Source organism: Bauldia sp. (genome assembly GCF_965232525.1).
GTDB lineage: Bacteria > Pseudomonadota > Alphaproteobacteria > Rhizobiales > Kaistiaceae > Bauldia.
The window spans coordinates 2,257,792-2,283,633 of the sequence record NZ_OZ246980.1 but is presented as its reverse complement, the minus strand read 5'-3'; the positions used below and the strand labels follow the sequence as shown (position 1 = coordinate 2,283,633).

The 25,842-nt window shown below is 64.4% G+C and carries 23 protein-coding genes and 1 other RNA gene; 4 read left to right on the top strand and 20 right to left on the bottom strand.

The window, feature by feature from the left end; translation table 11 throughout:
- Positions 1–5: 5 nt before the first annotated feature.
- The 16 genes from ACO076_RS10850 to mraZ all read right to left on the bottom strand — a co-directional run bounded on the left by ACO076_RS10850 (position 6) and on the right by mraZ (position 16,133).
- The gene (locus ACO076_RS10850) at positions 6–923 is read right to left on the bottom strand and encodes a D-alanine--D-alanine ligase (RefSeq protein ID WP_421722849.1); all 918 of its coding nucleotides are present in this window, start codon (positions 921–923) and stop codon (positions 6–8) included.
- Positions 924–992: 69 nt separating this feature from the next.
- Positions 993–1,406, bottom strand: coding sequence for a type II toxin-antitoxin system VapC family toxin (locus ACO076_RS10845; RefSeq protein WP_421722848.1), 414 nt, complete (start codon positions 1,404–1,406; stop codon positions 993–995).
- Complete coding sequence (locus tag ACO076_RS10840) at positions 1,403–1,654, bottom strand: type II toxin-antitoxin system VapB family antitoxin (RefSeq protein ID WP_421722847.1); 252 nt, start codon at positions 1,652–1,654, stop codon at positions 1,403–1,405. Before ACO076_RS10840 ends, ACO076_RS10845 begins: the two co-directional genes overlap by 4 nt.
- A 79-nt stretch (positions 1,655–1,733) precedes the next feature.
- Positions 1,734–2,678, bottom strand: a complete 945-nt coding sequence (gene murB, locus ACO076_RS10835; protein WP_421722846.1) for a UDP-N-acetylmuramate dehydrogenase — start codon at positions 2,676–2,678, stop codon at positions 1,734–1,736.
- Positions 2,665–3,408: a glutamine amidotransferase gene (locus ACO076_RS10830; protein ID WP_421722845.1), complete on the bottom strand. Its 744-nt coding sequence runs from the start codon at positions 3,406–3,408 to the stop codon at positions 2,665–2,667. The genes murB and ACO076_RS10830 overlap by 14 nt, the downstream gene beginning before the upstream one ends.
- A 10-nt stretch (positions 3,409–3,418) precedes the next feature.
- On the bottom strand, positions 3,419–4,831 hold the full coding sequence (murC, locus tag ACO076_RS10825; protein WP_421722844.1) for a UDP-N-acetylmuramate--L-alanine ligase: 1,413 nt from the start codon (positions 4,829–4,831) through the stop codon (positions 3,419–3,421).
- A complete protein-coding gene (gene murG, locus ACO076_RS10820; RefSeq protein ID WP_421722843.1) occupies positions 4,828–5,940 on the bottom strand; it encodes an undecaprenyldiphospho-muramoylpentapeptide beta-N-acetylglucosaminyltransferase in 1,113 nt (370 codons plus the stop codon). The genes murC and murG overlap by 4 nt, the downstream gene beginning before the upstream one ends.
- Before the next feature lie 11 nt (positions 5,941–5,951).
- A complete protein-coding gene (gene ftsW, locus ACO076_RS10815; RefSeq protein ID WP_421722842.1) occupies positions 5,952–7,109 on the bottom strand; it encodes a putative lipid II flippase FtsW in 1,158 nt (385 codons plus the stop codon).
- On the bottom strand, positions 7,109–8,509 hold the full coding sequence (murD, locus tag ACO076_RS10810) for a UDP-N-acetylmuramoyl-L-alanine--D-glutamate ligase (protein WP_421722841.1): 1,401 nt from the start codon (positions 8,507–8,509) through the stop codon (positions 7,109–7,111). The genes ftsW and murD overlap by 1 nt, the downstream gene beginning before the upstream one ends.
- A 2-nt stretch (positions 8,510–8,511) precedes the next feature.
- Entirely contained in the window at positions 8,512–9,597 is a 1,086-nt protein-coding gene (gene mraY / locus ACO076_RS10805) for a phospho-N-acetylmuramoyl-pentapeptide-transferase (protein ID WP_421722840.1), read from the bottom strand.
- Positions 9,597–11,057, bottom strand: a complete 1,461-nt coding sequence (locus ACO076_RS10800; RefSeq protein WP_421722839.1) for a UDP-N-acetylmuramoylalanyl-D-glutamyl-2,6-diaminopimelate--D-alanyl-D-alanine ligase — start codon at positions 11,055–11,057, stop codon at positions 9,597–9,599. The genes mraY and ACO076_RS10800 overlap by 1 nt, the downstream gene beginning before the upstream one ends.
- On the bottom strand, positions 11,057–12,511 hold the full coding sequence (locus tag ACO076_RS10795; protein ID WP_421722838.1) for a UDP-N-acetylmuramoyl-L-alanyl-D-glutamate--2,6-diaminopimelate ligase: 1,455 nt from the start codon (positions 12,509–12,511) through the stop codon (positions 11,057–11,059). The genes ACO076_RS10800 and ACO076_RS10795 overlap by 1 nt, the downstream gene beginning before the upstream one ends.
- A gap of 40 nt (positions 12,512–12,551) precedes the next feature.
- Entirely contained in the window at positions 12,552–14,264 is a 1,713-nt protein-coding gene (locus tag ACO076_RS10790; RefSeq protein WP_421722837.1) for a peptidoglycan D,D-transpeptidase FtsI family protein, read from the bottom strand.
- Complete coding sequence (gene ftsL / locus ACO076_RS10785) at positions 14,261–14,620, bottom strand: cell division protein FtsL (protein ID WP_421722836.1); 360 nt, start codon at positions 14,618–14,620, stop codon at positions 14,261–14,263. The genes ACO076_RS10790 and ftsL overlap by 4 nt, the downstream gene beginning before the upstream one ends.
- 2 nt (positions 14,621–14,622) lie before the next feature.
- Positions 14,623–15,654, bottom strand: coding sequence for a 16S rRNA (cytosine(1402)-N(4))-methyltransferase RsmH (gene rsmH, locus ACO076_RS10780; protein ID WP_421722835.1), 1,032 nt, complete (start codon positions 15,652–15,654; stop codon positions 14,623–14,625).
- The gene (gene mraZ / locus ACO076_RS10775) at positions 15,651–16,133 is read right to left on the bottom strand and encodes a division/cell wall cluster transcriptional repressor MraZ (RefSeq protein WP_421722834.1); all 483 of its coding nucleotides are present in this window, start codon (positions 16,131–16,133) and stop codon (positions 15,651–15,653) included. Before mraZ ends, rsmH begins: the two co-directional genes overlap by 4 nt.
- A 313-nt stretch (positions 16,134–16,446) precedes the next feature.
- Between mraZ and ACO076_RS10770 the strand changes: the two genes are divergently transcribed.
- Both ACO076_RS10770 and ACO076_RS10765 read left to right on the top strand, forming a co-directional pair.
- Positions 16,447–16,923: a hypothetical protein gene (locus tag ACO076_RS10770; RefSeq protein ID WP_421722833.1), complete on the top strand. Its 477-nt coding sequence runs from the start codon at positions 16,447–16,449 to the stop codon at positions 16,921–16,923.
- A gap of 34 nt (positions 16,924–16,957) precedes the next feature.
- A complete protein-coding gene (locus tag ACO076_RS10765) occupies positions 16,958–17,371 on the top strand; it encodes a YybH family protein (protein ID WP_421722832.1) in 414 nt (137 codons plus the stop codon).
- A gap of 72 nt (positions 17,372–17,443) precedes the next feature.
- Here ACO076_RS10765 and rnpB read toward each other — a convergent pair.
- Both rnpB and ACO076_RS10755 read right to left on the bottom strand, forming a co-directional pair.
- An RNA gene (gene rnpB / locus ACO076_RS10760) (RNase P RNA component class A) lies at positions 17,444–17,835 on the bottom strand.
- 33 nt (positions 17,836–17,868) lie between these two features.
- A complete protein-coding gene (locus ACO076_RS10755; protein ID WP_421722831.1) occupies positions 17,869–18,615 on the bottom strand; it encodes an N-acetylmuramoyl-L-alanine amidase in 747 nt (248 codons plus the stop codon).
- A 263-nt stretch (positions 18,616–18,878) separates the two neighbouring features.
- On the opposite strand from ACO076_RS10755, the gene ACO076_RS10750 reads away from it, so the two are divergent.
- Positions 18,879–20,591 carry a calcium-binding protein gene (locus tag ACO076_RS10750; protein WP_421722830.1) on the top strand — a complete coding sequence of 571 codons (1,713 nt, stop codon included), beginning with the start codon at positions 18,879–18,881 and terminating at the stop codon, positions 20,589–20,591.
- 19 nt (positions 20,592–20,610) lie between these two features.
- On the opposite strand, the gene ACO076_RS10745 is transcribed toward ACO076_RS10750, so the two are convergent.
- Together ACO076_RS10745 and ACO076_RS10740 are read right to left on the bottom strand one after the other, a co-directional pair.
- The gene (locus tag ACO076_RS10745) at positions 20,611–21,309 is read right to left on the bottom strand and encodes a TerB family tellurite resistance protein (protein ID WP_421722829.1); all 699 of its coding nucleotides are present in this window, start codon (positions 21,307–21,309) and stop codon (positions 20,611–20,613) included.
- Between the two features lie 61 nt (positions 21,310–21,370).
- A complete protein-coding gene (locus ACO076_RS10740; RefSeq protein ID WP_421722828.1) occupies positions 21,371–21,997 on the bottom strand; it encodes a hypothetical protein in 627 nt (208 codons plus the stop codon).
- Between the two features lie 146 nt (positions 21,998–22,143).
- Between ACO076_RS10740 and ACO076_RS10735 the strand changes: the two genes are divergently transcribed.
- The gene (locus ACO076_RS10735; RefSeq protein WP_421722827.1) at positions 22,144–25,842 is read left to right on the top strand and encodes a hydantoinase B/oxoprolinase family protein; all 3,699 of its coding nucleotides are present in this window, start codon (positions 22,144–22,146) and stop codon (positions 25,840–25,842) included.

Genomic DNA, 25,842 nt, shown 5'->3' with positions numbered 1-25,842 from the left:
CGTCGCTACCGGCCGCAAGACGCGTCCTCCACCATCCATCGCACCAGGGCCTGAAAATCCATGCCCAAATAGGCGGCCATCTCCGGAACCAGGGATGTCGCCGTCATGCCGGGCTGGGTGTTGACCTCGAGGCAAATGAGGTCCCCCGTCCCGCCAGGGCGATCGTCGTAACGAAAGTCGGCGCGACTGACGCCTCGACAGCCCAGGGCCTGATGAGCCCGCAACGCCAACATCCGTATGTTTTGGTAAACATCTGGTAAAATTTCGGCCGGAAGAATGTGGCGAGAGCCACCGATCGCGTACTTGGCGTGGTAGTCATACAGTCCTGTTTCCGTAATAATATCAATAACTTCAAGCGATTCGTCGCCACGGACACCACAAGTTAACTCGCGTCCGCCGACGTAACGTTCGACCATCACCAGATCGCCGAAGGCCCAATCGTCCGAAAAAAGCTCCTGTGGCGGATGAGTCGCGTCTTCCTTGACGATGAAGACACCGAAGGTGGAACCCTCCGCCGGCGGCTTGATCACATAGGGCGGTTGCATGAGGTGGGACTCGGCCGCTTCGAGCCGATGCACCAGGATCGGATCGGACACCGGAATGCCAGCCGCCCGCATCACGTCGTTGGCCTTAGGCTTGTTCATCGCCAGCGACGAGGCCAGCACGCCGGAATGAGTGTAGGGGATCGCCAGGATTTCGAGGATGCCCTGGATGCAGCCATCCTCACCGAACGGACCGTGCAGCGCATTGAAGGCGACGTCCGGCTTCAGCCGGGCCAACACCTCGGCGACATCGCGCCCGACATCGACACGCGTCACCTGGAAGCCATCGGCCTCCAGCGCATCGGCGCAGGCGTTGCCGGACGACAGCGACACCGGTCGCTCGGCCGACCAGCCACCCATCAACACCGCCACATGACTCATTCTCGACCTCCCCGCCGATTCGCGGCGGAACTGAAGGCCGAGACTATGGAGAAAAGTGGTTAAGAAGCGTTAACCACGATCGCGATTGTTGGCCACGGCGGGGCTAATGTCGGTTTCGGAGAAATCGTTGCCTTTGAACAACAGCGGCTCGCCGCAATCCTTGGCGAGTGCGTAGGCGAAGCAGTCGCCGAAATTGAGATTGGCGGGATGGCCGCTACCGCGGCCGAAGTCGCGATAGGCCTCACGGGCGATCCGCGCCTGGCGCTCGGTGACAGGTTCGATGACCATTTCGGCCGCCGCGAGGAAGTCGTCAAAACGGCGGCTGAGAACGGGATCTCTGCTCCCATCAACAACGATGGATGCTTCGAGAAGAGACGCGGCCGAAAATCGATTGACGTCTTGCTCGTCGAGAGCCTTGAGGAATGCTGCGCGCTCCGCCTCTTTGCGAACGATGGCGACAACCACCGACGTATCGACGATCACTTGGGTAAACCCGTTTTCTTGTCGTAGAGCAGCTCGTCGTGGTCGATTGTGTCGTATGGTGGCTTGAAAAGCGGCGCCATCTCGTCAGCGATGGCAATCATCTTTTCCAAACGTCCCTGCGTCTGGCGAAAGCTGGCAATCCGCTCCCTGACCGCCTTTGTCACCGCCTCCGTCTTGCCCTCGCCGGTGAGTTCGGCGAGTTCATCGATCAGCCGGACTGTTTCCGGATTTTTGATGTTGATGCCCATGAAGGTACCTTTCTACCCTTATCAGGGTAGATGTATACCCAACCCCCGATAGTATCAACCTAAACCAACGATATTCCGGTCACCCCTCACCCAGAAACGGTGCGACGGTGCGGTTCCCAGCAAATCGGCCGACCCGGCGGATTTCCCATTCGAGACGGATGCCGCTGGTGTCCAGCACCCGCGCCCGCACCGTCTCACCGAGCCGCTCCAAGTCGTAGGCGGAGGCGTCCTGGTCGTTGATCAGGAAGTTGCAATGCTTCTCGGAGACCATGGCGCCGCCCACCCGCAGGCCGCGGCAGCCCGCAGCATCGACCAGTTGCCACGCCTTGCCGCCCGGCGGATTGGTGAAGGTCGAACCGCCGGTCTTGTCACGGATCGGCTGTGCCGCTTCGCGATGGGCGTCGACGGAGTCCATCGCCGCCTGGATCGCTTCGGGATCGTCCGGCATTCCGGCGAAGACCGCCTCCGTGAAGATCAAGTCGCCAGGCGTGGCGGAATGCCGATAGGAGAAACCCATCTCCTCATTGGTCAGCGTGTGGCGCTTCCCAGACCGATCGACCGCATGGGCTGCGACCAATCGTTCGCGGGTCTCGACACCGTTGGCCCCCGCGTTCATCCGTAACGCCCCGCCGACGGTGCCGGGGACGCCATGGAAAAAGGCGAAGCCGCTCAGGCCTTGGTCGCGGGCGAAGGCGGCGAGGCGCTTGTCAGGAAGCGCCGTGCCGGCGCGGATGTGGTTCCCATCTTCGCGGACCGCGTGCCCGAAGCCTTTTGCCGTCAGTCGAATGACGACGCCGTCAATGCCGCCATCGCGGACCAATAGGTTCGACCCGACGCCAATGACCAACACCGGAACCGCCGGATCGAGCCGCTGCAGGAATAGCGCCAGGTCGTCCGCGTCCGCTGGCTGGAACAGAACCTCCGCCGGTCCGCCAACCCGAAACCAGGTGAACGGCGCTAGCGGCGCGTCCACCGATATGCGGCCGCGGATACCCTCGGTGTCGATAGCGTCAATCAGAGGCATCGACCGCCCTGCCGTGATCGGGTGGTCGTGCGTCGATGCCCGCGCCATCCAGCCATGTCGACAACACCCGCCGTCCGGATTTCACGGTGGCTGGTCCGAAGCGGATCGCCTGTTCGCGGATCGTGACCGGATCGATTCCAGCCACGCCGAGTTCAACCGTGTGACCAACCAGCCAAGGCTCCAAGCGATCGGGGTCGACCTCGAGGTGGAACTGCAGGCCGAGGATGCGCGAGCCGAGCGCGAATGCCTGATTGGGGCAGACATCGGTGTGTGCCAAACGCTTCGCCCCGTCCGGCAATGCCACGTTTTCCCCATGCCAGTGGAGCACCGGAACATCGGTGAGCGGCGCCAGGACAGAGTCCCGACCCGCATCAGTCAATGCGATCGGCGCCCAGCCAATCTCGCGTGCGGGCGCTTTCGATACCTCAGCGTCGAGCGCCCGGGCGATCAGTTGGGCACCGAGGCAAACACCCAAGGTCGGTCGATCGGCGGCCAGCCGAGCCCGCAGAGCCCTAATCTCGGCTTCGAGAAACGGATACTGGCCCACGTCGTTGACGCTGATCGGGCCGCCGAGAGCCACCACAAGGTCGGCGTCCATAATCGCGAATTCGTCGATCGCGTCGGTTCCGACATCGAGATAGCGGAGGTCCCAGCCGCGCTCGGCGAAAAGCGCGGCCAGCAGCCCAACGTCCTCGAAGGGGACATGGCGAAGTGCAAGGCAGGCGACCATGGCGACCGTTCTATGACGCGGGGCGGAGCGCCGCCAGTTCCTCCGGCAGCGCGTAGGCCCATTGGCTGATCGAGCCGGCGCCGAGGCATACGACCGTATCGCCGTCACGGGCAATCTCGCCAATCATCGGCGCGAGATCCTCCCGCGCCGGTAACAGTCGTGCGTCGCGATGGCCGCGCGTCTTCAGCCCCTCCACCAGAGCGGCACCGTCGAAGCCTTCGATCGGCGCCTCGCCCGCCGGATAGACCGGCGCGACCACGACCGTGTCAGCGTCGTTGAAGCAGGCGCAGAAACCGTCAAACAGATCGCGGAGCCGCGTATAGCGATGGGGCTGGACCACCGCCACCACCTTGCCCGGCGCAACCGACCGCGCCGCTTTCAGTACGGCGGATATCTCCACGGGATGGTGGGCGTAGTCATCGAAGATCTCGACGCCTTCCCAGGTACCGGTATGAGTGAAGCGCCGCTTGACCCCGCCGAACCCGGCAAGGCCGGAACGGATGGCATCGTCGACGACGCCGAGATGATGGGCGATGGCGATGGCGCCGGTGGCGTTCTGGACGTTGTGCTCGCCGGGGATCGCCAGCGAGAGCCCATCGATCCGCCGCGACGGTCCATCCATGCGATCGCGAATAATCACCGAAAACAGCGTCCTGCGATTTTCGACATGGACGTCGACAAAACGAACGTCGGCCTGCGGGCTGGCGCCGTAGGTGATGATCCGCCTGTCCTCGATCTGGCCGATCAGCGACTGGACCTCGGGATGATCGATGCACATCACGGCGAAGCCGTAAAACGGCACATTTTCGATGAACTGGCGAAACGCCAGCCGGATAGCGTCGAAGTCGCCGTAGTGATCGAGATGCTCGGGGTCGATATTGGTGACCAGAGCCACGTCGATGGGTAGCTTCACGAACGTGCCGTCCGACTCGTCGGCCTCGACCACCATCCAGTCGCTTTCGCCGAGCCGCGCATTGGTGCCGTAAGCGTTGATGATCCCGCCATTGATTACGGTCGGGTCGAAGCCGCCGGCATCCAGCAGCGCGGCGATCATCGACGTGGTGGTCGTTTTGCCGTGGGTGCCGGCGATGGCGATCGCCTGTTTGAGGCGGGTAAGCTGCGCCAGCATCTCGGCGCGGCGAACCACCGGGAGCAACCGCTCGCGTGCCGCCTCCAGTTCCGGATTATCGCGCTTGATCGCCGACGACACGACAACCACCTGTGCCGCCCCGAGATTTGCCCCGTCGTGGCCAATGGAGATCGATACGCCCTTGTCGCGCAGGCGCTGGACGTTGGCGTTTTCGGCGATGTCCGAGCCCTGAACGGTGTAGCCGAGATTGACCAGCACCTCGGCAATGCCGCTCATGCCGATGCCGCCGATGCCAACGAAATGAACCGGCCCGATGTCCCCGGTCATGGTCATGCCGGCGTTCTCTCCACGCGCTTGTCCTTCGCCACCCGCTCGACCAGATCGGCGAGGTTTTCCACTGCATCCGGTTGGCCGATGCCCCCAGCCGCTTGCGCCGCTGCCTGCAGGCGTCCCGGATCTGTGATTCCTTTGGTCAGGTGCTCGGCCAGCACCGTGGGGGTCATATCACTTTGTTCGACCATCCACCCACCGCCGGCCGTGGCGAGAATTGTCGCATTGGCCTTCTGATCCTGATCGAGCGCATGCGGCAACGGCACCATCATCGCCGGGCGTCCGATCACGGCGAGTTCGGCGACCGTCGAGGCACCGGAGCGCGAGACCACCAGATGACTCCAGGCAATCCGCGCCGGCATGTCGTCGAAGAACGTCTTCAGTTCGGCTTCGACGCCGAGTGTGCGGTAGGCCTCGGCGACCCGGTCGAGGTCTTCCGGTCGGCATTGCTGAACGATTGTCAGCCGGCGGCGGTGATCCGCGTCGAGTTCAGCGACCGCGGCCGGTACGAGATCGGAGAGGAATCGGGCACCCTGGCTGCCGCCGAACGCCAGTAGCCGAAACGGCTTGTCGTCGGTCCGTTCGGGATAGGGCGTCTCCGCCGCCTTCCGTACAGCCGCGCGGACCGGGTTACCGGTCTTCACCGTGCGTTGGCGAAACGGCTCCGCGCCCACCACGACGTCAACCGCCGTAGCGATCGCGGTCATGTGCGGCGCGAGGAAGCGGTTGGCGCGACCGATCACCGCGTTCTGGTCGTGGACGATTGCCGGAACGCCGGCACGCGCCGCCGCCAGCATCGGCGGTACCGTCGGGTAGCCGCCGAAGCCGATCGCCACGTGCGGCCGCGTCCGCGCCACGATGCGCCGGGCGGCGAGATATCCCCGTGCCAAGCGAAACGCCGCACGCAACGCGGTCAGCGGATTCTTGCCCGGCGTCGCTGACGGGATGATGTGGATCGCTTCGGCCGGGAAATCTGCCGACAGCGCGTCGACCCGATGATCGGAGGCAAGGTGAACGGTCCAGCCCCGCGCCGTCAGCGCGCGGGCCAGTGCCTCGGCCGGAAAGAGATGGCCGCCGGTCCCGCCAGCCGAGATCAGGACGAGCTGCGTCACGTCGGTTCCGCTCACGCCGGATCGGGGACCGGTTGCGGAACCGTCGTGCGCGGGAGGCGGCGAATGGTCTGCGGCCGCCGCCGGGTCAGCGCCAGCACGAGCCCCATGCCGAACGCCACCGCGATCATCGACGATCCGCCGTAGGAGATGAACGGCAGGGTCATGCCCTTGGCCGGCATGAGGTTGAGGTTCACTGCCATGTTGATGACGGTCTGGATGCCGAACAGCACCACCAGACCGGCAGCCGCCAGTCGTGTGAACGACTCTTCCTGACGGATCGCACCGGACAGCCCGCGGATGACCACCAGCATGAAGACGATGACCAGACCGATGCAGACGATGACGCCGAACTCCTCCGCCGCGACCGCGAAAATGAAGTCGGTGTGCGCGTCGGGGAGAATGCGTTTGACCGTGCCTTCGCCGGGGCCGCGCCCGAGCCAGCCGCCCTGCAGGATCGACTCGATCGCCTTGTCGATCTGGAAGGTGTCGCCGGACTGGGGCGATAGGAACCGATCGACCCGCCCAGCGACATGCGGCAGCATCATATAGGCGGCAACGACACCGCCGATCGCGACGAGGCCGAGAAGCGCAATCCACAGCCACGACACGCCGGCCATGAAGAACAGCGCCCCCCAGGCGATCGCGACCAGCATGGTCTGGCCGAAATCCGGCTCGGCGATCAGCAGCGCGACAACGATGCCAAGCAGGATCAGAGCGAACAGGTTGCCGGGAATATCCGGCCGCCGCGCGTTCTCGGCGAACAGCCAGGCGACGATGACGACGAACGCCGGCTTGACAAACTCGGACGGCTGGATCGACAGACCCATGATCGAGATCCAGCGTCGAGAGCCGTTGATTTCGGTGCCGACCACCAGCACCGCCAGCATCAGGATCAGCGATATGATGAGCAGGACCAGCGAGGCCCGCCGCGCCTGTTTCGGGGTGAGGAACGACGTCGCGATCAACACAGCCAGCGCCGGCAGGAAAAAGATCAGATGGCGGTGGATGAAATGGTAGCTGTCGAAGCCGAAACGCTCGGCGACCGCGGGGCTCCCCGCCAGCGACAGAACGATGCCGCCGATCATCAGGGTGATGAACCCGGCGAGCAGGCGGCGGTCCACTGTCCACCACCATTCGGAAAACGGACTGCGATCGGCGCGACTGACCATCAGGCTGCCTCCTCCCGGGCTTCGACGCCATCAAGCGACAGCGCCGCGGAGCGGAACGCGTCACCGCGCCGCTCGAAATTGTCGAACTGATCGAACGACGCGCAGGCCGGTGACAACAGGACCACCGGCTCCGTCGCCCGATCGGCGGATGCGTCACGGGCCGCCTGTCCCACCGCCGCGACAAGCGTGCCTGATCGCTCGAAGGGAACCTCGCCGTCGAGGGTTTCAGCGAACACGTCCATTGCTTCGCCGATCAGATAGGCCTTGACGATGCGCGGGAAGAAGGACGCCAGCTCGGCGATCCCGCCCTCCTTTGCCCGGCCACCGGCGATCCAATAGATGCGATCGAAACTCGCCAGCGCCTTAGCCGCCGCGTCGGCATTGGTCGCCTTGGAATCGTTGACGAACAGAACTCGGCCGAGGCGACCGACCTCCTCCATCCGGTGATGGAGTCCGCGGAAACTGACGAGACCTTTGCGGATGTCCGCGCCGCTCAAGCCCAGGGTTTCGGCAGTCGCGACGGCCGCCGCCGCGTTCTCGCCATTATGCACGCCGCGCAGCGCCGGGGTGCCGGCGATCGGCGCGACGTCCTCCGACGCTGCCGCATCAGCGCGCCGCAAAGTCACCCCCTCGACGAAATACCCCTCGGCCAATGGCCGCCGCGCCGAGACGCGGATGACTTTGCGCCCGGATCGCTCGAGGCGATCAGCAATCGCCTGGGTCGGGCCCTCGTCGACACCGATGATGGCGATATCGGCGGCAGCGACGAGACGCTCCTTGATCGCGGCATAGCGGGCGAAGGTGCCGTGCCGATCGAGGTGATCCGGCGTGATGTTGAGGAGAACACCGATCGACGGGTCGAGGCTGGGGGCCAGATCGATCTGGTAGGAGGACACCTCGATCACGTGGAACCGGCCCGTCGCCGGCGGCTCGAGGGCGAGCACCGGCGTGCCGATGTTACCGCCGACCTGGGCATCCCGGCCGGCAACGGCGAGCAGGTGACCGATCAGGGCGGTCGTCGTCGACTTGCCGTTGGTGCCGGTGATAGCGACGAACGGCGCATCGGGAACGTGGCGGCGGCGCTCGCGACAAAAGACTTCGATGTCGCCGATCACCTCGACCCCGGCAGCGCGGGCGCGACCGACGGTCCAGTGCGGCGCCGGATGAGTCAGCGGTACGCCGGGCGCGAGGAGCAGCGCGGTGAAGCCTGCCCAGTCCGCGTCTCTCAGATCGGCGACCGGGATGCCGTCGGCCTCGGCGTCGCCAACCCGATCGGGACTATCGTCCCACGCCACGACGTCCGCCCCACCAGCGATCAACGCGGCAGCCGTCGCACGACCGCTGCCGCCCAGTCCGAAGACCGCGACTCGCTGATCGTTGAAGCTGGTGGCCGGGATCATCGCTACCTGATCTTCAGTGTCGAGAGGCCAAGCAGCGCCAGCATGACCGCGATGATCCAGAAGCGGATAACAATCTGCGGCTCGGTCCAGCCGAGGTGCTCGAAGTGGTGGTGGATTGGCGCCATTTTGAAGACGCGGCGGCCGGTGAGCTTGAACGAGGCGACCTGGATGATCACCGAGACGGCTTCCAGTACAAACAGGCCGCCGATGATGGCGAGCACGATCTCGTGCTTGGTGGCGACCGCGACCGCGCCGATCAGCCCGCCGAGCGCCAGCGAGCCAGTGTCGCCCATGAAGATCGCAGCTGGCGGCGCATTGAACCACAGGAAGCCGAGCCCGGCGCCTATGACCGCGCCGCAGATCACCGCCAGTTCGCCGGTCCCCAGCGTGAAGTGAATCTGGAGGTAGTCGGCGAACACGGCGTTGCCCGACAGGTAGGCGATCACCCCGAAGCTCGCCGCAGCGATCATCACCGGAACGATGGCGAGGCCGTCGAGGCCGTCGGTCAGGTTCACCGCGTTGCCGGCACCAACAATGACGAACGCGGCGAGCGGCACGAAGAACCAGCCGAGATTGACGATCACATCCTTGAAGAAGGGGAAGGTGAGCGCCGTCGACAGCGGCGCCTGCCCGACCATCGCAACGAGATAGCAGGCGATCAGGGCGATCACGAACTCGATCCCCAGTCGAGCCCGGCCGGAGAAACCCCTGTGGGTCTGGCGGGTGACCTTGAGATAGTCGTCGTAAAGGCCGATCAGCCCAAAGCCGAGGGTGACCATCAGGACGATCCAAACGTAAGCGCTGGAGAGATCGGCCCACAGCAGGGTCGAAACCACCAACCCGGACAGAATCATCAGGCCGCCCATCGTCGGCGTGCCCTTCTTGGAGACCAGATGGTTCTGGGGGCCGTCCTCGCGGATTGGCTGGCCCCCGCCCTGGCGCATACGAAGCGAGGCGATGATGGTCGGGCCGAAGACAAACGAGAACAGCAGCGCGGTGACCGTCGCGCCGCCGGTGCGGAAGGTGATGTAGCGAAAGACGTTGAGGACGGAAATCTGGTCGCCGAATTGGCTCAGATAATGAAACATCAAGCGATTTCCCGTCCCTGCCCACCGCCCGCGTCAGCCGGTGGCGCCCCGAACCGTTCCTTCAGCACGGCCGCCAGCGGCCCCATGCGGCTGGCGTTGGAGCCCTTGATCATCACCACGTCCCCCGCCCCGAGGATGTCGGCAATCACCGGCTCGAGCTCCGCCGCGGTCTCCGCATAGCCGCCGCGCTGCGATTCAGGCAAGGCATCCCAGAGCGCCGCCATCATCGGTCCGGCAACAAAGACGGCATCCACCGCCGCTTCCACAAGTGGCGTCGCGAGGCCGGCATGCATCGCCGCAGCCTCGTCGCCGAGTTCACGCATCTCGCCAAGCACGGCGAACCGCCGGCCGTTCGGGCCCGGGGTGGCCTGGCCGAGAAGGGCGATCGCCGCGCGCATCGACGCCGGATTGGCGTTGTAGCTCTCGTCGATCAGCGTCGCGATCCCGTTGGGCACCTCGAGCCGGTGCCGGGCGCCGCGGCCGGGCTCCGCACCGATTTGGCCAAGCGCGGCGGCACCACCTTCCAGGTCGGCGCCGAGCAACGACGTCGTGGCGAGAACGGCGAGGCTATTGTGGACCATGTGGCGACCGGGCGCGCCAAGCTCGTATGCGATCTCCTGGCCGAGGATCGTCGCGAGCGCGCTCGACCGATCGGCGCCAAGATCGACGTCCTCAAGCCGGGCGTCAGCCTCCGGGTGCTCGCCGAATGAGACAACCCGCTCGACGCCCGCCGCCTGCGCCAGCGACACCAACAGATCGAAATAGACGTTGTCGCGGTTGAGCACCGCGGCGCCACCCGGTGTGACGCCGAGGAATATCTCGGCCTTGGCGCGGGCGATGCCCTCGACACTGTCGAAATATTCGAGATGAACCGGCTCAATGGTGGTGATGATCGCCACCTGCGGCTTGACCAGCGGAACCAGCGCGGCGATCTCGCCGGCATGGTTCATCCCGATTTCGAACACGCCGAAGCGTTCCGACGGCCGCATCCGTGCCAGCGACAGGGGTACGCCCCAGTGATTGTTGAACGACGCCGGCGAGGCATGCACCAAGCCGCTCGGCTCCAGCGCGGCGGCGAGCATCGCCTTGGTGCCGGTCTTGCCGACACTGCCGGTGACGGCCGCGATCCTGGCCTGGCTGCGGGCCCGCGCCGCCTGGGCGAGTGCCACCATGGCAACCAGCACGTCGTCGACCACCACTAGCGAGCGGGAAACGTGGCCGAGCGAGGCGAGCTTCGACTCGGAAACGACCGCAGTCGCAGCGCCGGCACCCAGCGCCATTGATACGAAAGCGTGGCCGTCGAAAGTGTCGCCACGAATGGCGAAGAACACATCACCGCGGCTGATCGTCCGGCTGTCGATCGAGATTCCAGTAACCACCTCCGGGGCCGGTCCGACCGGGCGCCCGTCGATCGCTTTTACGAGTTCCTCGAAAGTCCAGAGCGTTTCCTCGGCTGTCACTACGCTGCTTCCTCGGCTGCCAGGGCTGCAAGCACCACCTGATGATCAGAGAAGGGGCGCTCGTCGTCACCGACGATCTGGCCGGTTTCATGACCTTTGCCGGCGATGCACAGCACGTCGTCCGGCTCCAGCATTCGAATGGCAGTGGCAATCGCCTTCGCCCGGTCCGCGATCTCAATCGCCTCGGGCGCTCCCTCGCGGATCGCGGCACGGATCATGGCCGGGTCCTCGTGGCGCGGATTGTCGTCGGTCACGATCACGACGTCGGCTACAGCGACCGCAGCCTGTCCCATCAGCGGCCGCTTTCCGGGATCACGATCGCCACCGGCGCCGAACACGACGAGGAGCCGCCCCTTGGTCATCGAGCGAAGCGCCGCGAGAGCCGCAGTAATCGCCTCCGGCTTGTGGGCATAGTCGACAAAAACCGGCGCGCCATTGGCCTTGCGCCCGACCCGTTCCAGCCGACCCGGCGCGCCCTTAAGCCGTTCGAGCTCGGAAAAGGCGGCGTCCGGCGACACACCCGCGGCGATCGCCAGACCGGCGGCGACCAGCGCGTTCGACGCCTGAAACGCGCCAGCCAAGGGAAAGAGCACGTCATACGGTTTTCCGAAGGCCTCGAACTGAAGGCGCTGACCGGCCACATCGGGTTCGATGGCGGTGACGCGAATTTCGGCCCCGGCGCGACCGATCCGCGTCATCGCGATCCCGCGACGCCGCACGACCTCCGCGACCGCGTCGGCACGAGCGCCGTCCATGTCGATCACCGCGACACCATCGGCCGGCAGGATCACCTCGAACAGCCGTAGCTTGGCGTTAAGGTAGTCAGCGACCGTGGCGTGGTAGTCCATGTGATCGCGGCCGAGATTGGTAAACCCCGCGGCACGAATCCGCACACCATCGAGGCGACGCTGGTCCAACCCGTGGCTCGACGCTTCGAGCGCGGCGTGGGTGACGCCTTCGCGGGCAAGCCGATCGAGCGTCTGGTGAAGCGCGATCGGATCCGGCGTCGTATGATGACCGTAAGCTGACCATCGCCGGCTGACCACGCCGACCGTCCCGAGGCTCGCACCCTCCTGCCCGACCCCGGCGAAGATTTCGCGGACGAACGAAACGACCGACGTCTTGCCACTCGTGCCGGTGACCGCGACAATCGTTTCCGGCTGCAACGGATGGAATCGCGCCGCCATCCGCGCCAGCGCACGACGCGGATCGGCGGTGCGCAATACCGGCACGGCGACATCAATCGCGGCGTCTTCGGCGGCCAGCACGGCGGATGCACCGGCGTCTACGGCGTCACCTGCGAAGCGCGCACCGTCGACAGCTACACCCCGCAGGGCGGCAAACAGAAAGCCGCGCCCGACCGCGCGGCTATCCGACGTTATCCCCGTGATGTCGATGGCACCGGCCCGTGGAGGAAGGCTCAGATCGGTGGCGACGAGGTCCCCGAGAAGCATGGTCCGCGTTTGGTTCGCGTGTGAGGTTCGAGACGTTGCATCAGTTTGACACGAGCACAATGCCGTCTTCGCCGACGGTCCGCGGCTTGACCCCGAGGAGCGCCGCCGAGCGGCGGATGATCGCGCTGACGGTGGGTGCGGCGTTCCAGCCGGCCGTGACGCCGCCACCATCTTTCGCCCGCTTCGGCTCGTCAAGCATGACCAGAACGACGTATTGCGGGTCGTCCATCGGAAATGTGGCGAGGAAGGAGTTCAACCGCTTGTCGTCCGAATACCGGCCGTCGACGACCTTTTCCGCCGTTCCGGTCTTGCCGCCGACGTTGTAACCGGGCACGGCGGCGCGGCGGCCTGAGCCCTTCTCGACATTCATAGCGAACAGGGTCCGCATATGTCGGCTGGTCTCCGGCGAGACCACTTGCCTGGCGACCGCATCCGCCTCCGCCCGGCCGCGCGGCAGAAATGTGGGCGGGATCAGCTTGCCGCCATTGACCAGCGCCGCATCGGCGACCGCCACCTGCAGCGGAGTCACCGCCAGGCTATGACCGAAGGCCACGGTCATCGCGGTCACCTCGGACCATTTCTTCGGCACGATCGGCCGGGCGACTTCCGGCAGGTCGGTGGCGACCTTGTCGAAAAAGCCGAACCGTCTGAGATACGCCTGCTGGCCTTCCTGGCCAACCGCCAGAGCCATCCGCGCGGAACCGATATTGGACGAATAGATAAACACTTCGGGCACCGTGAGGACACGGTATTTGCCGTGGAAATCGTTGATTGTGTGGCCACGTACACGGATCGGCTTGGTGGCGTCGATGCTGTCGTTCATCGTCACGGTGCCGGAATCGAGCGCCATCGCGAAAGTGAAGCTCTTGAAGATCGAGCCGAGCTCGAACGCCCCGGCCGAAATCCGGTTCAGCCGATCGGGCTTCAGTGCGTCCGCCGGCTCGTTGGGGTCATAGTCCGGCAGTGAGGCCATCGCCAGAACTTCGCCGGTATGGGCGTTAAGGATGATCCCGCCGGCGGCGATCGCCCCGTAGCGCTCCATCGCCTGGGCCAGCTCGTCGCGAACGATGTGCTGAACGCTGACGTCGATCGACAGCTTGACCGGGTCGAGTTCCTCGCCCCGGGCGAAGCCGGCGGCATGCAAGTCGGCGAGCCACCGGTCGTCGACGTGTTTCTCGATACCGGCGATCCCCTGGTTATCGACATTCACGGCGCCCAGAACGTGAGCGGCAGTCCGCCCGCCGGGGTAGAAGCGCCGATTCTCGGTGAGGAAACCGATACCGGGTACCCCCAGGGCATGGATCTTCGCCCGCTGTTTCGGCGTGATCTCGCGCTTGATCCAGACAAAGCCGGCATCCCCGGTGAGACGCTTGCGCAGTTTGGCCGTATCGATGTCGGTGAGTACGCCGGTGATCAGCTCCGCCGCCTCGTCCGGATCGATGATGTTGCGGGGTTCGCCGTAGAGCGAGGCGGTCTTGATGTCCGCGGCAAGCACCTCACCGTTGCGATCGATCAGATCGGGACGGCTGGTGGCGATCGCCGCATTAGGATCGACGTAACTATTGCCGGCGGCCGGCTCCATGATGCCGAAGCTGACCAGGCGGCCGATGATGACGAGGAAGGCGAGCGCGAACACGCCCATGGCAACCCGTATGCGGGTGCGCATGGCAGCGCCCGGTGTCGGCGATCTAGCCAGAACCGGTTTGGTGTCCTCAACGGACTCGGGGAAATGGTCGAAACTGGTTTCGCTCATTGGGTTGCCTCTCCCTCGGCGGGAAGTGCGTCGGCATTCGGCGTTGTTGCGGCCTCGGCCTCCGTTTCCGTCGGCCGCAGGGGTATCTCGTCGAGAGTCGCGACCTGCTCGGCGGAGAACGGTTGGAGTCGGAAATGATCGTCGTACTTGGCAATCAGCGTCTGCAGCCGGCTCGGCTGGGTGAGTAGACTCCACTCGGCCTTGAGCAGAGCGATCGCCTCGCGCTCTCGGGCAACGTTGGCGTGGAGCCGCGCGACTTTGTTGGCGGTCTCCTCGGCTTCGTGCTTGAGGTTGTAGGTGACGATGGCGCCGGCGATCATTATGCCGAGCAGCAGAACACTGAAGATCCGTCCCATCGTCACATCCTCCCCGGCCAGTCCGGGACCGTCGGAACCCCGATCGCGGCTTTGTCCAAATCCCGCGGAGGCGCCGCGGTCCGTCGGCCGGCCCTCAGCCGCGCCGATCGCGCGCGCGGATTCGCCTCGATTTCCGCCGCCCCTGGCATGACCGCCTGCCGTGTCAGAAGCTCGAAGGTCGGTGGCGCTACGGTGGTCTCGGGTGTGTGACGCGAGCCGCCGGACCGGGTCGCCGAACGCTCCGCCAAAAAGCGCTTGACGATGCGGTCTTCGAGGGAATGGAAGGCAACGACCACCAGCCGGCCGCCGGTCGACAACACCCGTTCGGACGCGGCAAGCGCTTCGGCGAGTTCGTCGAGCTCGCGATTGACGAAGATGCGGAGCGCCTGAAACGTGCGGGTTGCCGGATGGATGTCGCCGGGTTTGCCGCGCCCGACGGCACCGGCGACGATGTCGGCGAGATCTGCGGTGCGGGTGATCGCGCCCTTGGCCCGGGCGCGACCGATCGCAGCGACGACGGCGCGCGCCCGGCGCTCTTCACCGAGCACGGTGATCACCCGGGCAAGATCGCGCGGCTCCATGCCGTTGACGACATCGGCGGCGGTTGCGCCGGTATCGCCCATCCGCATGTCGAGTGGGCCATCAAGGCGGAAGGCGAAGCCCCGATCGGCCTCATCGAGCTGCATCGACGAGACGCCGACGTCGAGGACGACCCCGTTGACCCGCTCGTGACCGTAAGCCACCGCCAGCCGGTCGAGATCGGCAAACCGCCCCTCGATCAGCGTGAGGCGATTGCCATAGGTCTCGGCAAGCGGCCGGCCGCGGACAATGGCGCGTGGATCGCGATCAATCGCCAAAACATCGGCGCCGGTTTCAAGGATACGGCGCGTGTAGCCGCCGGCCCCGAAAGTGCCGTCGATAATGACCTCACCGGCGTCGGGCGCGAGAGTCTCCATGACCTCGTCGAGTAAGACAGGGACGTGGCGGGCCGGTCCGCCAGCGACACGATCTTCTGTGTCGCGGCCCGCGATCATTCCCCTGCTCCCTTGGTCGCGCCCGATGCGCGGTGAGTGGAGCCGAGCGTCTTGCGCAGGTCGCGCAGCCGGTTCTTGGCCTCTTCCCGGTACGCGGCAAAGCGCTCCGGCTCCCAAATCTGAAACTTGTATCCCTGACCGACGAAGGTGATCCGGTCGCCGATCCCCGCGTGATCGCGGATCGTGTCCGGCAGGACCATCCGGCCTTCGCGGTCGTATTTCAGGATCTCGCTCTCGCCGATCAGCGTTGTCGACAGGAGCTCATGATCCTCCGAGAACGGCTCGAAATTGGCCAAGCTGGCGCGGATGAATTCGCGGAATTTGTTGCCACCGGCGTCGACAGCCTGACGGTCCAGGGTCGGGCAGCAATAGAGCCCGTCGAAACCGTCGACCGCCAGCACCGAGCGGTAGGACGCCGGAATCGAGACCCGGCCCTTGGCGTCGAGCTTGTTGGTGAAGGTCGAAACGAACTCGTCCATCGCCCCTGTCTGCCTCGCCGCACGACCACTTCCGGTCGCGATCCCGCTCGAAGGCTACCGAGACGCGAAACCCCCTGAAGGCATTGGCGAACCTCCGGGCTCCTGCTGGCGCCCCCGCGATCGGCCGGAAAATCAAGCTTCCGCCCATCGCTTGGGATTACATGGGATACCATGGGATTTGACGGTCCGTCAACGAAGTGCAGGACCCAAGAGGCATAAAATTTATCGTTCGTTAGGCTTAAGAATTGATTTGCCCCCTCAAGATAGAGTGATCGATGCGCGTTACTGCCTACGGCGATGTCAATCTCGGTCGTTGCGCGGACTTCTTGAAAAGCGTCGGCGGTTTTGTCGAGGGCGATATTCGCCTTGGCAAGGCGCCAACACCCTTCTCCACAAACCGAATGCTGACGCTCTCGACGCCGAATTCGCCGCGCGCATCAATGTCGACACGCTTGTCGGTGAGATTTTCGGCGGGAGGGGCAAGGATGATCTGAAAATCAAGGGCGCCGCCGTGGTGGACGGTGGCCGAGGTAAGGACGCGATCGAAACCGGCAAAGGCAGGGATCTGATCATCCACAGGGATGGCGATGGCAAGGACACAGTCTTCGACTTCAAGCCAGGTAAGGACGTCCTCGACCTCTCCGACCACGGATTCTCCGGCTTTAAGGATCTCAAGTCGGCGATGACGGACAAGAAGGACAAGCTGATCATCGACCTGCCCGGCAAGGACAAGATCGTCCTTGAGGACATCAAACTGTCCGACCTGTCGTCCGACGATTTCGTCCTTTAGGATTGATGTCTCAAGAGAGAGGGAGACGACAAGAATGGCGGACACCGACGAGGTGCTGGCGGCGGACGAGACGTTCTTCGCCGCGCTCAATGCGATATTCCAGGGTGACATCGCACCCATGGAGAAGCTGTGGTCCCACCAGAGCGACGTGATCTACATGGGCCCGCAGCCGGACCTGTTCGAAATTGGATGGAAGGTCACTGACGCCGATTGGATCAAGCAGGCGGCGATGAAGCTCAGCGGTTCGATCGAGGTGGTCGATCGACACATGACAATATCGGGAGACATGGCCGTGGTGCACCATCGTGCTCGAAGCTCTAACCTTGACCAAAGCGGCGCCCCAGTGACCTTCACCATGCGCGGAACCAACGTCTTTCGGCGCGAAGGCGGAACCTGGAAGATGATCGCCCATCATTCCGATCCGCTGCCGTTCAGCTTGGGCTTGTAAGATTAGGCTTCCGGCTGCTTCGGTGGCCGATGTGGCGGCGCCGCCGCCCTGTTCGGACGACGGCGCCTCATCGATACCAGTTGGCCTGTAAGCCGGGTTCTGTGTCGCGGCGTTGCCGCCACGCTACGGCCATTCCTCTGCGACGTCCGTTGCCGAACGCCTGACGCAACCTACCCGGACGACTGACCCGGAAACCGGCCTGAGGGAAGCCCTCGCGTCGTCCCTATTCGGTCTTGCTCCCGGTGGGGTTTACCGTGCCGGTCCCGTTGCCGGTTCCGCGGTGGGCTCTTACCCCACCCTTTCACCCTTACCGGCCGCCGAAGCGGCAGGCGGTTTGCTTTCTGTGGCACTGTCCCTGGGGTCGCCCCCGCCGGGCGTTACCCGGCACCGTGCTTCCATGGAGCCCGGACTTTCCTCCCCGGCTGCCTTTCGGCGCTTGCCGGAGCGGCCGTCCGGCCAGCTGGCGCTTCAGACATAGGCATCGGCCTCGCCACCGGTCAAGGTGCGTTGGGCAACGCAGCAAGCAGGGCGTCGAGGGTCGCCACCGTCGACCCATCGGCGAGGCCGTCCACTTTGCCCGGTCGAAAATGGCGCTGGAACGCTCGAACCACCGCCTCGGTCCGGGCGGCATAGGTGCCGTCGACCGCAATGCCATAGCCATAGGTGGCCAGCCGCGACTGGAACGCGGCCACCGCTTCGCTGTCCGAGCGGTCGATCGGTACACTGTCCGCTTCCGATACCGGCGGGACCCAATGGCCAATACCGGCCGCATGGAGTTCTTGCCAGGGGAACAGTTCGCCTGGGTCGTCCTTGCGCTCCGGCGCCGCATCGGAGTGCGCCAACACCCGCGCCGGCGGGATCGGATTACGCGAAAGAATGCCGGCGCAAAGGTTGATCAGCGCGGCGATCTGGGGGGCAGCAAACCCGCGATAGCCGTGTTCGTGGCCGGGATGAACCAGTTCGATGCCGATCGACCGGGAGTTGATGTCGGTCTCGCCGGCCCATGAAGCCCGCCCGGCGTGCCATGCCCTCTGTCCCTCGTCGACGAGTTGAACCGTGCGCCCGTCTTCGAACACCAGGTAGTGGCTGGAAACGGCGGACTTCGGATTACAGAGCCATTCCAGTGCCCGAGCACCGCTGGTCATGCCGGTGTAATGGATGAGCAGGATATCGACCGGTTTGCCAGTCGCCCGCGGCCCATGGTTCGGCGACGGGCACTGCTCGATGATCGCGGACGATGACATGGCGCTCGGTGTGAGACACGCGACGGCGACCGTCAACCGCGCTCACGCTTGATCCGCTCCCAGGCCTGGTTGATCGCGGCCTCAAGGTCCGTCCTCCGAAAGATCTGCTGAAGCAAGCCACCGAAAAGCAACTAGATCAATTTCCACACCACTAAATTGCTACACTTCACATATTCTGGTAGTACTCCCCATGCTCGGTACGACCAGTTGTTGCAGAGATATTGTTCCTTTGACCGTGCCGATGCGCAAGCTGGGAGGCACCATTGGCAAAGCTTATAGGCGACAGCGGAAACAACGAACTTGTCGGCACAAATGGCGACGACCTTATTCGTGGCAAGGGTGGGAACGATCTACTCAAGGGTCGCGGCGGATTCGATCGGCTTGAAGGGGGGGCTGGAAACGACATCCTCAGAGGTGGCGATGATTTCGATATCCTGATCGGCGGCCGTGGCGACGACATACTAAGAGGAAACAACGACGACAGTGTCGAGTACTCACAGGAAAACGGGGGCGGCGCAGTTACCGTCAATCTCAAGACCGGCGTCGCAACGGATACCTATGGCGACACCGATACCCTCATCGATATCGACGAGATCTTCGGTACCAATCTTGGTGACTATATCGAAGGTGGCGACGGCAATCAGTTCTCTGACAACGCTTTTCGTGGGCTTGGTGGCAACGACACACTGATCGGCGGCGGCGGCTTCGATCTTCTCTATTATGACAGTGACGTCGACTTTGGCGGCGCGGGCGCGGTCACAGTCGACTTCGCTCTCGGCAAAGCGACCGACGGCTTTGGCGATGAAGATACGATCTCGGAGTTCGAGGGCGTCATAGGAACGAGCAAGGCCGACACGCTCCTGGGCGATGACGGTTGGGCCAACTTCTTCCAGGGGTTGGCGGGAAACGACACCATCGACGGCCGAGACGGCTTCGATATCCTCGACTACACCAACGACGACAACGCCGGCGGATTGAGCGGCGTGTTTGTCGATCTCGGCGCAGGGACCGCAATTGACGGGTTCGGCGATACGGACACGATTTCCAACATCGAACTCGTACGCGGGACCCGGTTCAAGGACACACTCAAAGGCAGCAGTGAAACCGATGAGCTCTTGGGGCTTGAGGGCAAAGACACACTCAATGGCCGTGGCGGCATAGATTGGGTTGATTACAGTTGGGACGTGCGTGAGGGCGGCGCCGGGAAGGTCGAAGTCAACCTCACCAAGGGTGAGGCAATCGACGGCTTCGGCGACAAGGACAAGCTCGTCAACTTCGAGAACATTCGCGGTTCAGCCAGAGCGGACAAGCTTGTCGGCGATTCCGGGGCGAACGAGATCCAGGCCATGAAGGGAAACGATGTCATAAACGGTCGAGGCGGCTCTGATACCGTCGACTATACACTCGACAGTTTTTACGGCGGTGTCGCGGCGGTCGAGGTTAACCTCGCAAAAGGCAAGGCGACAGACGGGTTTGGTAAGACCGACAAGCTCATCAAAATCGAAAACGCGCGAGGAACAGCTAAAGCGGACACACTGACCGGAGACAGCAAGAAAAACAAACTGGAAGGCCTTGAGGGAAAGGACAAGCTCAAGGGCAAGGGTGGCAACGACACTCTCATCGGTGGCGACGGCAACGACATCCTGATCGGCGGCAGCGGCGCTGATAAGTTCGTGTTCGACACGGCGCTCGATGCCGGATCGAACGTCGACAAGATCAAGGATTTCCAACTCGGCCTAGACAAGATCGTGCTCGACGACGATGTATTCACCGCCCTCTCTCCGGGTGCGCTGAACCCCGGTGCTTTCGTCCTCGGTGCAGCCGCCGGCGACGCAGACGATCGCATCATCTACGATGCGTCGACCGGGGACCTGCTCTATGATGCGAATGGCCAGGACGGACCGGGTGCAGTTCTTTTTGCGCGATTGGAGGTAGGCTTGGCATTGTCGGCAGGCGACTTCGAAATCGTCGCCTGATCGTGGCCGATGGTCGCCGTCAACCGCGCTCACGCTTGATCCGCTCCCAGGCCTGGTTAATCGCCGCCATCCGCTCGTGGGCGAGCGCCACCGCCTCGGGCGGAACCCCGCGGCCGAGCAGCCGGTCCGGATGGTTTTCGGCGGCGAGGACGCGGTATTGGGCAGCGATCTCGGTCACCGTCAGACTGCGCTCTACGCCGAGAATCCGGTAAGGGTCCCCCTCTTCCGGCACCACATGCCGGGCCGAGATGCGATCGAAGCAATCCTCCGAGATGCCGAAGATCTCGGACACCCGCTCGAGATAGGCGAGCTCGGCGGCGTGCACCGCCCCATCCGCGCGGGCAATCGTGAACAGGCCATCGACCACATCCTCCAGCGCTTCGTTATCGCCGTCGAACAAGATCGCGATCCTACGGGCATAGGATTCGAAGCCGGCGACGTCCTTTTTGGCGAGATCGAACAGCCGTTCGACGTGCGCGGTCTCGGAGTCCGGTGTCACAAAGAGGCGCTGGAACGCAGCCACTTCGTCGTGAGTAACGACGCCGTCGGCCTTGGCCATTTTGGCCGACAGCGCGATCAGTGCCATGGAGAACGCCACCTGACGCCGAGTTTCACGGTCGCCGATACCGCCGAGGGCGCTGCTGACCCAGTCATAAAGGGCGCCCACGGCATCGACGCCGCTTTCGGCCGCGTCGCCGATCCAGGTCCACACGCTCACGGCCGCACCTCAGTGCCGGTCGCTCGCGACCGGTACGATCGTAAGGGATGCGGCAAAGCGATCAGGGCTTGGTCACCGTCAGGTTGTCGAAGCCGAAGGCGGCGACGCCATCCGGCGGCGAGGCGGCGAAGATGCCGATCTGCTGGCCGTTGTCCGGCGGCGTTCCCTCGATCTTCTCAAATTGCTGATCGTTAACGTAGAAGATCGCCTGGCTGCCGAGGGTTGTCACCCTGAGTTCGTTGATCGCGCCGTCGCCTTGGTTGGCGCCTTCGGCGTCGCGCCACTCGACCTGAGGCAGCCACTTGCCGCGCTGGCGCCGCCAGACCGACGCCTTGCCGTTGGGAGCCAGCTCGAACACGTAGAAATTGTTGACGTCGGTGTACCAGAATACCAGCCCCGCCTTGGATTCCAGCGGATCGCCCTCGGCGAGCGTGGTCATCGTGACGCACATATCGATGTCGTCATAGAGGTTGGCCGAGTTGGCCGACCAATAGTAGGTGTCGGACGGCGGTCGCACTTCCAACTGGTTATCGACAACCCGGAAAAAGTCCGTCTCACTGCCCCATGTGGGTTGCAGCCGCTCGAACCCGTCCTGATAAAGGATTGTCGTGCCCTGGCACGCCGCCTGAACGCCACCAACTGCCCCCACCCAGACAAGCCCGGCGACGATGACTGACGCATACTTCATTACCGCATTCTCCACCCAGACCGCCCCGTCGGCCGGAAATCTAGCGGGCGCCGATCGCAAAACCTAGACCTAGAACAAAAGAGCGTCGGTTCGCGCCGATCAGCTCCGCGGATTTGCTATGGTCCGCAAGGGGAACACCAGAAATCATGCGACCAAATACCACCGGCAAATGGGACTTCTGGGTCGACCGCGGCGGCACCTTCACCGATATCGTCGCCCGCGATCCCGAGGGACGGTTGAGCACGGCGAAACTCCTGTCGGAGGATCGGGCCGAATACCGCGATTCCGCGGTCAACGGCATCCGCAAGCTGATGGGCGTCCCGTCGGGTGGCTGGATCGATTCCGATGCCATCGGTTCGGTCAAGATGGGCACTACCGTCGCCACCAATGCGCTGCTGGAACGCAAGGGCGACCGGGTGCTCTTGCTGACCACCAAAGGCTTCCGCGACGCCCTCGAAATTGGCTACCAGGCCCGGCCGAACATCTTCGCCCGGCGGATCATCAAGCCCGAGATGCTCTACGACCGGGTAAGCGAGGTCGACGAGCGGGTTCGCGCCGACGGCACGGTCGAGACACCGCCCGATCTTGCCGCGGCGCAACATCATCTCGAGGCCGCGTGGCAGGCGGGCATCCGGTCGGTGGCGATCGTCTTCATGCATGCCTGGGCGTGGCCGGAGCATGAGCGTCAGGTGGCGGAACTTGCCCGCCGCATGGGTTTCCCGCAGGTTTCGGCCAGCCACGAGGTGTCGCCGCTGATTAAGCTGATCGGCCGTGGCGACACCACCGTCGTCGACGCGTACCTCTCGCCGCTCTTGCGCCGCTATGTACTCAAGGTGGCGCACGAATTGAGCAGCCCGCCCTCGACCCAAACCGTGCGGCCGCCAGACGGCGAGCGTGCCGACCTCGGTCCGCGGCTGATGTTCATGCAGTCGTCCGGCGGCCTGACCGACGCCAACCTGTTTCAGGGCAAGGACGCGATCCTGTCAGGCCCGGCCGGCGGTGTGGTCGCTGCGGTCGAGACGGCGAAGCTCGCCGGCTTCGGCAAGGTCATTGGCTTCGACATGGGCGGCACCTCCACCGACGTCTCCCATTTCGACGGCGAATATGAGCGCGCCTTTGAGACCGAGGTCGCCGGCGTGCGCATGCGGGCACCGATGATGCGGATCAACACGGTCGCTGCCGGTGGCGGGTCGATCCTCAAATACGAGCAGGGTCGTTTTCAGGTCGGGCCGGCCTCCGCTGGTGCACAACCAGGGCCGGCCTGCTACCGCCAGGGTGGGCCACTGGCCGTCACCGACGCCAACCTGATGGTCGGTAAGCTTCTGCCCAAGTACTTCCCCCATGTCTTCGGACCGCGCCGCGATCAGCCACTCGATGCCGACATGATCGCCGACCGCTTCAAGGCCCTGACCGAGACCATAGGCGACGGCCGAGCGTCCGAGGACGTGGCCGACGGCTTTCTCAAGATCGCGGTCGAAAACATGGCAAACGCGATCAAGAAAATTTCGGTCCAGCGTGGCTACGATGTCACCGAATACGCGCTGAACTGTTTCGGCGGCGCCGGCGGTCAGCACGCCTGCATGGTCGCTGACACGCTCGGCATCAAGACCGTCCTGATCCATCCTTACAGCGGCGTTCTATCGGCCTACGGCATGGGGCTTGCCGATATCCGCGCCACCCGCAACCGCGCCGCGATGTTGCCCCTCGACGCCGACTTGTCGCTTGCCGACGCGGTCGCGACCCTGGAAGCGGAAACCGTTGACGAGCTTCGCGGCCAGGGCGTCGCCGACGCTGAGATCACCGTCTTCGCCCGCGCCCATGTCCGCTACGATGGGACCGACATGACCTTGCCGGTCACCGTCGCGGAGGCGCCGTTCGCGGCCGGGAAAGCGCCTACGCTGATCCCGCCGTCGGAGATCGCCGACACCTTCGTTGCCCTCCACCGCAAGCAGTTTGGCTTTGCGTTCGAGGACAAACCTCTGATCGTCGAGTCGGTGGAAGTCGAAGCCGTGGGTGGCGGCGCGGACATCGGTGAGCCAGAGCTCAACATCACTGAAGCGACGCCGGAACCCGATGAAACGACACGATTCTTCACCCAGGGCACCTGGCACGACGCCGGCGTTTTTCTCCGCGAAAACCTGAAACCGGGGGCGCGGATCATGGGGCCCGCGCTGATCATCGAGCCGCATCAGACGATCGTCATCGAACCGGGCTGGCGCGCTACCGTTACGTCCCACGATCACATCGTCCTCGACCGGGCCGTTCCCCTCCCCGCCCGCTCGGCGATCGGGACCGACGCCGATCCGGTCATGCTCGAGGTGTTCAACAACCTCTTCATGTCGATCGCCGAACAGATGGGTGTAACGCTGCAGAACACCGCCTATTCGGTGAACATCAAGGAACGGCTCGACTTCTCCTGCGCGGTGTTCGACGGCGACGGGCGGCTGGTCGCCAATGCGCCGCATATGCCCGTTCATCTCGGTTCGATGGACCGGTCGGTCGAGACCATCGTCCGCCTGAACGAAGGCGACGTTCACCCGGGCGACGTGTTTGCGCTCAACGCCCCGTACAACGGCGGCACCCACCTGCCGGACATCACCGTCTGCACGCCCGTGTTCGCGGAAGCGGATGCGACCGCTGACGATCCGGGGCCGATCCTGTTCTGGGTCGCCTCGCGCGGCCACCACGCCGACGTCGGCGGAACCGCGCCCGGATCGATGACCCCGCGGGCGACCAATGTCGATGAGGAAGGCGTCCTCATCGACAACTTCCGCCTGGTCGAGGGCGGCCGATTCCGGGAGAAAGAGCTCGTCTCGCTGCTCACCGACCACCCCTGGCCATGCCGCAACGTCCCCCAGAACATCGCCGACCTGAAAGCCCAGATCGCCGCCAATGAGCGCGGTGTGTTCGAGCTCCGCAAGATGGTCGATCACTTTGGCCTCGACGTGGTGCGTGCCTATATGGGGCACGTCCAGGATAACGCGGCGGAGAGCGTCCGTCGGGTGATCGACGCCCTGCATGACTCGTCCTTCACCGTGAAGACCGATCAGGGCGCCACGATTTCTGTCAAGATCACCGTCGACCGTGACAAGCGCGAGGCGACCGTCGATTTCGCCGGCACCAGCCCTGAACAGCCGACCAACTTTAACGCCCCGGAACCGGTGACCCGCGCCGCGGTGCTCTACTGCTTCCGCCTGATGGTCGACGATCCGATCCCGATGAATGCCGGATGCCTGAGACCGATCAACGTGGTGATCCCGGATCGGTCGATGCTGTCGCCGCGATATCCGGCAGCGGTCGTCGCCGGCAATGTCGAGACCAGCCAGCAGGTCACCGATTGTCTTCTCAGCGCACTCGACGCGATGGCGGCGGCGCAGGGGACGATGAACAACCTCACCTTCGGTAACGACCGGCTTCAGTACTACGAGACGATCTGTTCGGGCGCGCCGGCAGGGCCGGGATACGACGGCGTCGATGGTGTCCACACCCATATGACCAATTCGCGCCTGACCGATCCGGAAATACTGGAGTACCGATTCCCGGTTCTCTTGGAGGACTTCCACATCCGCAAGGGGTCTGGGGGCAAGGGGCGCTGGACGGCGGGGAGCGGAACCGAGCGCACCATCCGTTTCCTCGAAGCGATGGATTGCGCCATCCTCGCCTCACACCGCACCGCGCGGCCCAACGGGTTGGACGGTGGCAACAATGGCGAAACCGGCGCGACCGCAGTGCGACGCGCAGACGGGCGTATCGAACCCCTGGAAGGATGCGATCAGACCGTAGTCGAACCCGGCGACGCAGTGATCGTCACCACGCCGACCGGTGGCGGCTACGGCAAGGCGTGA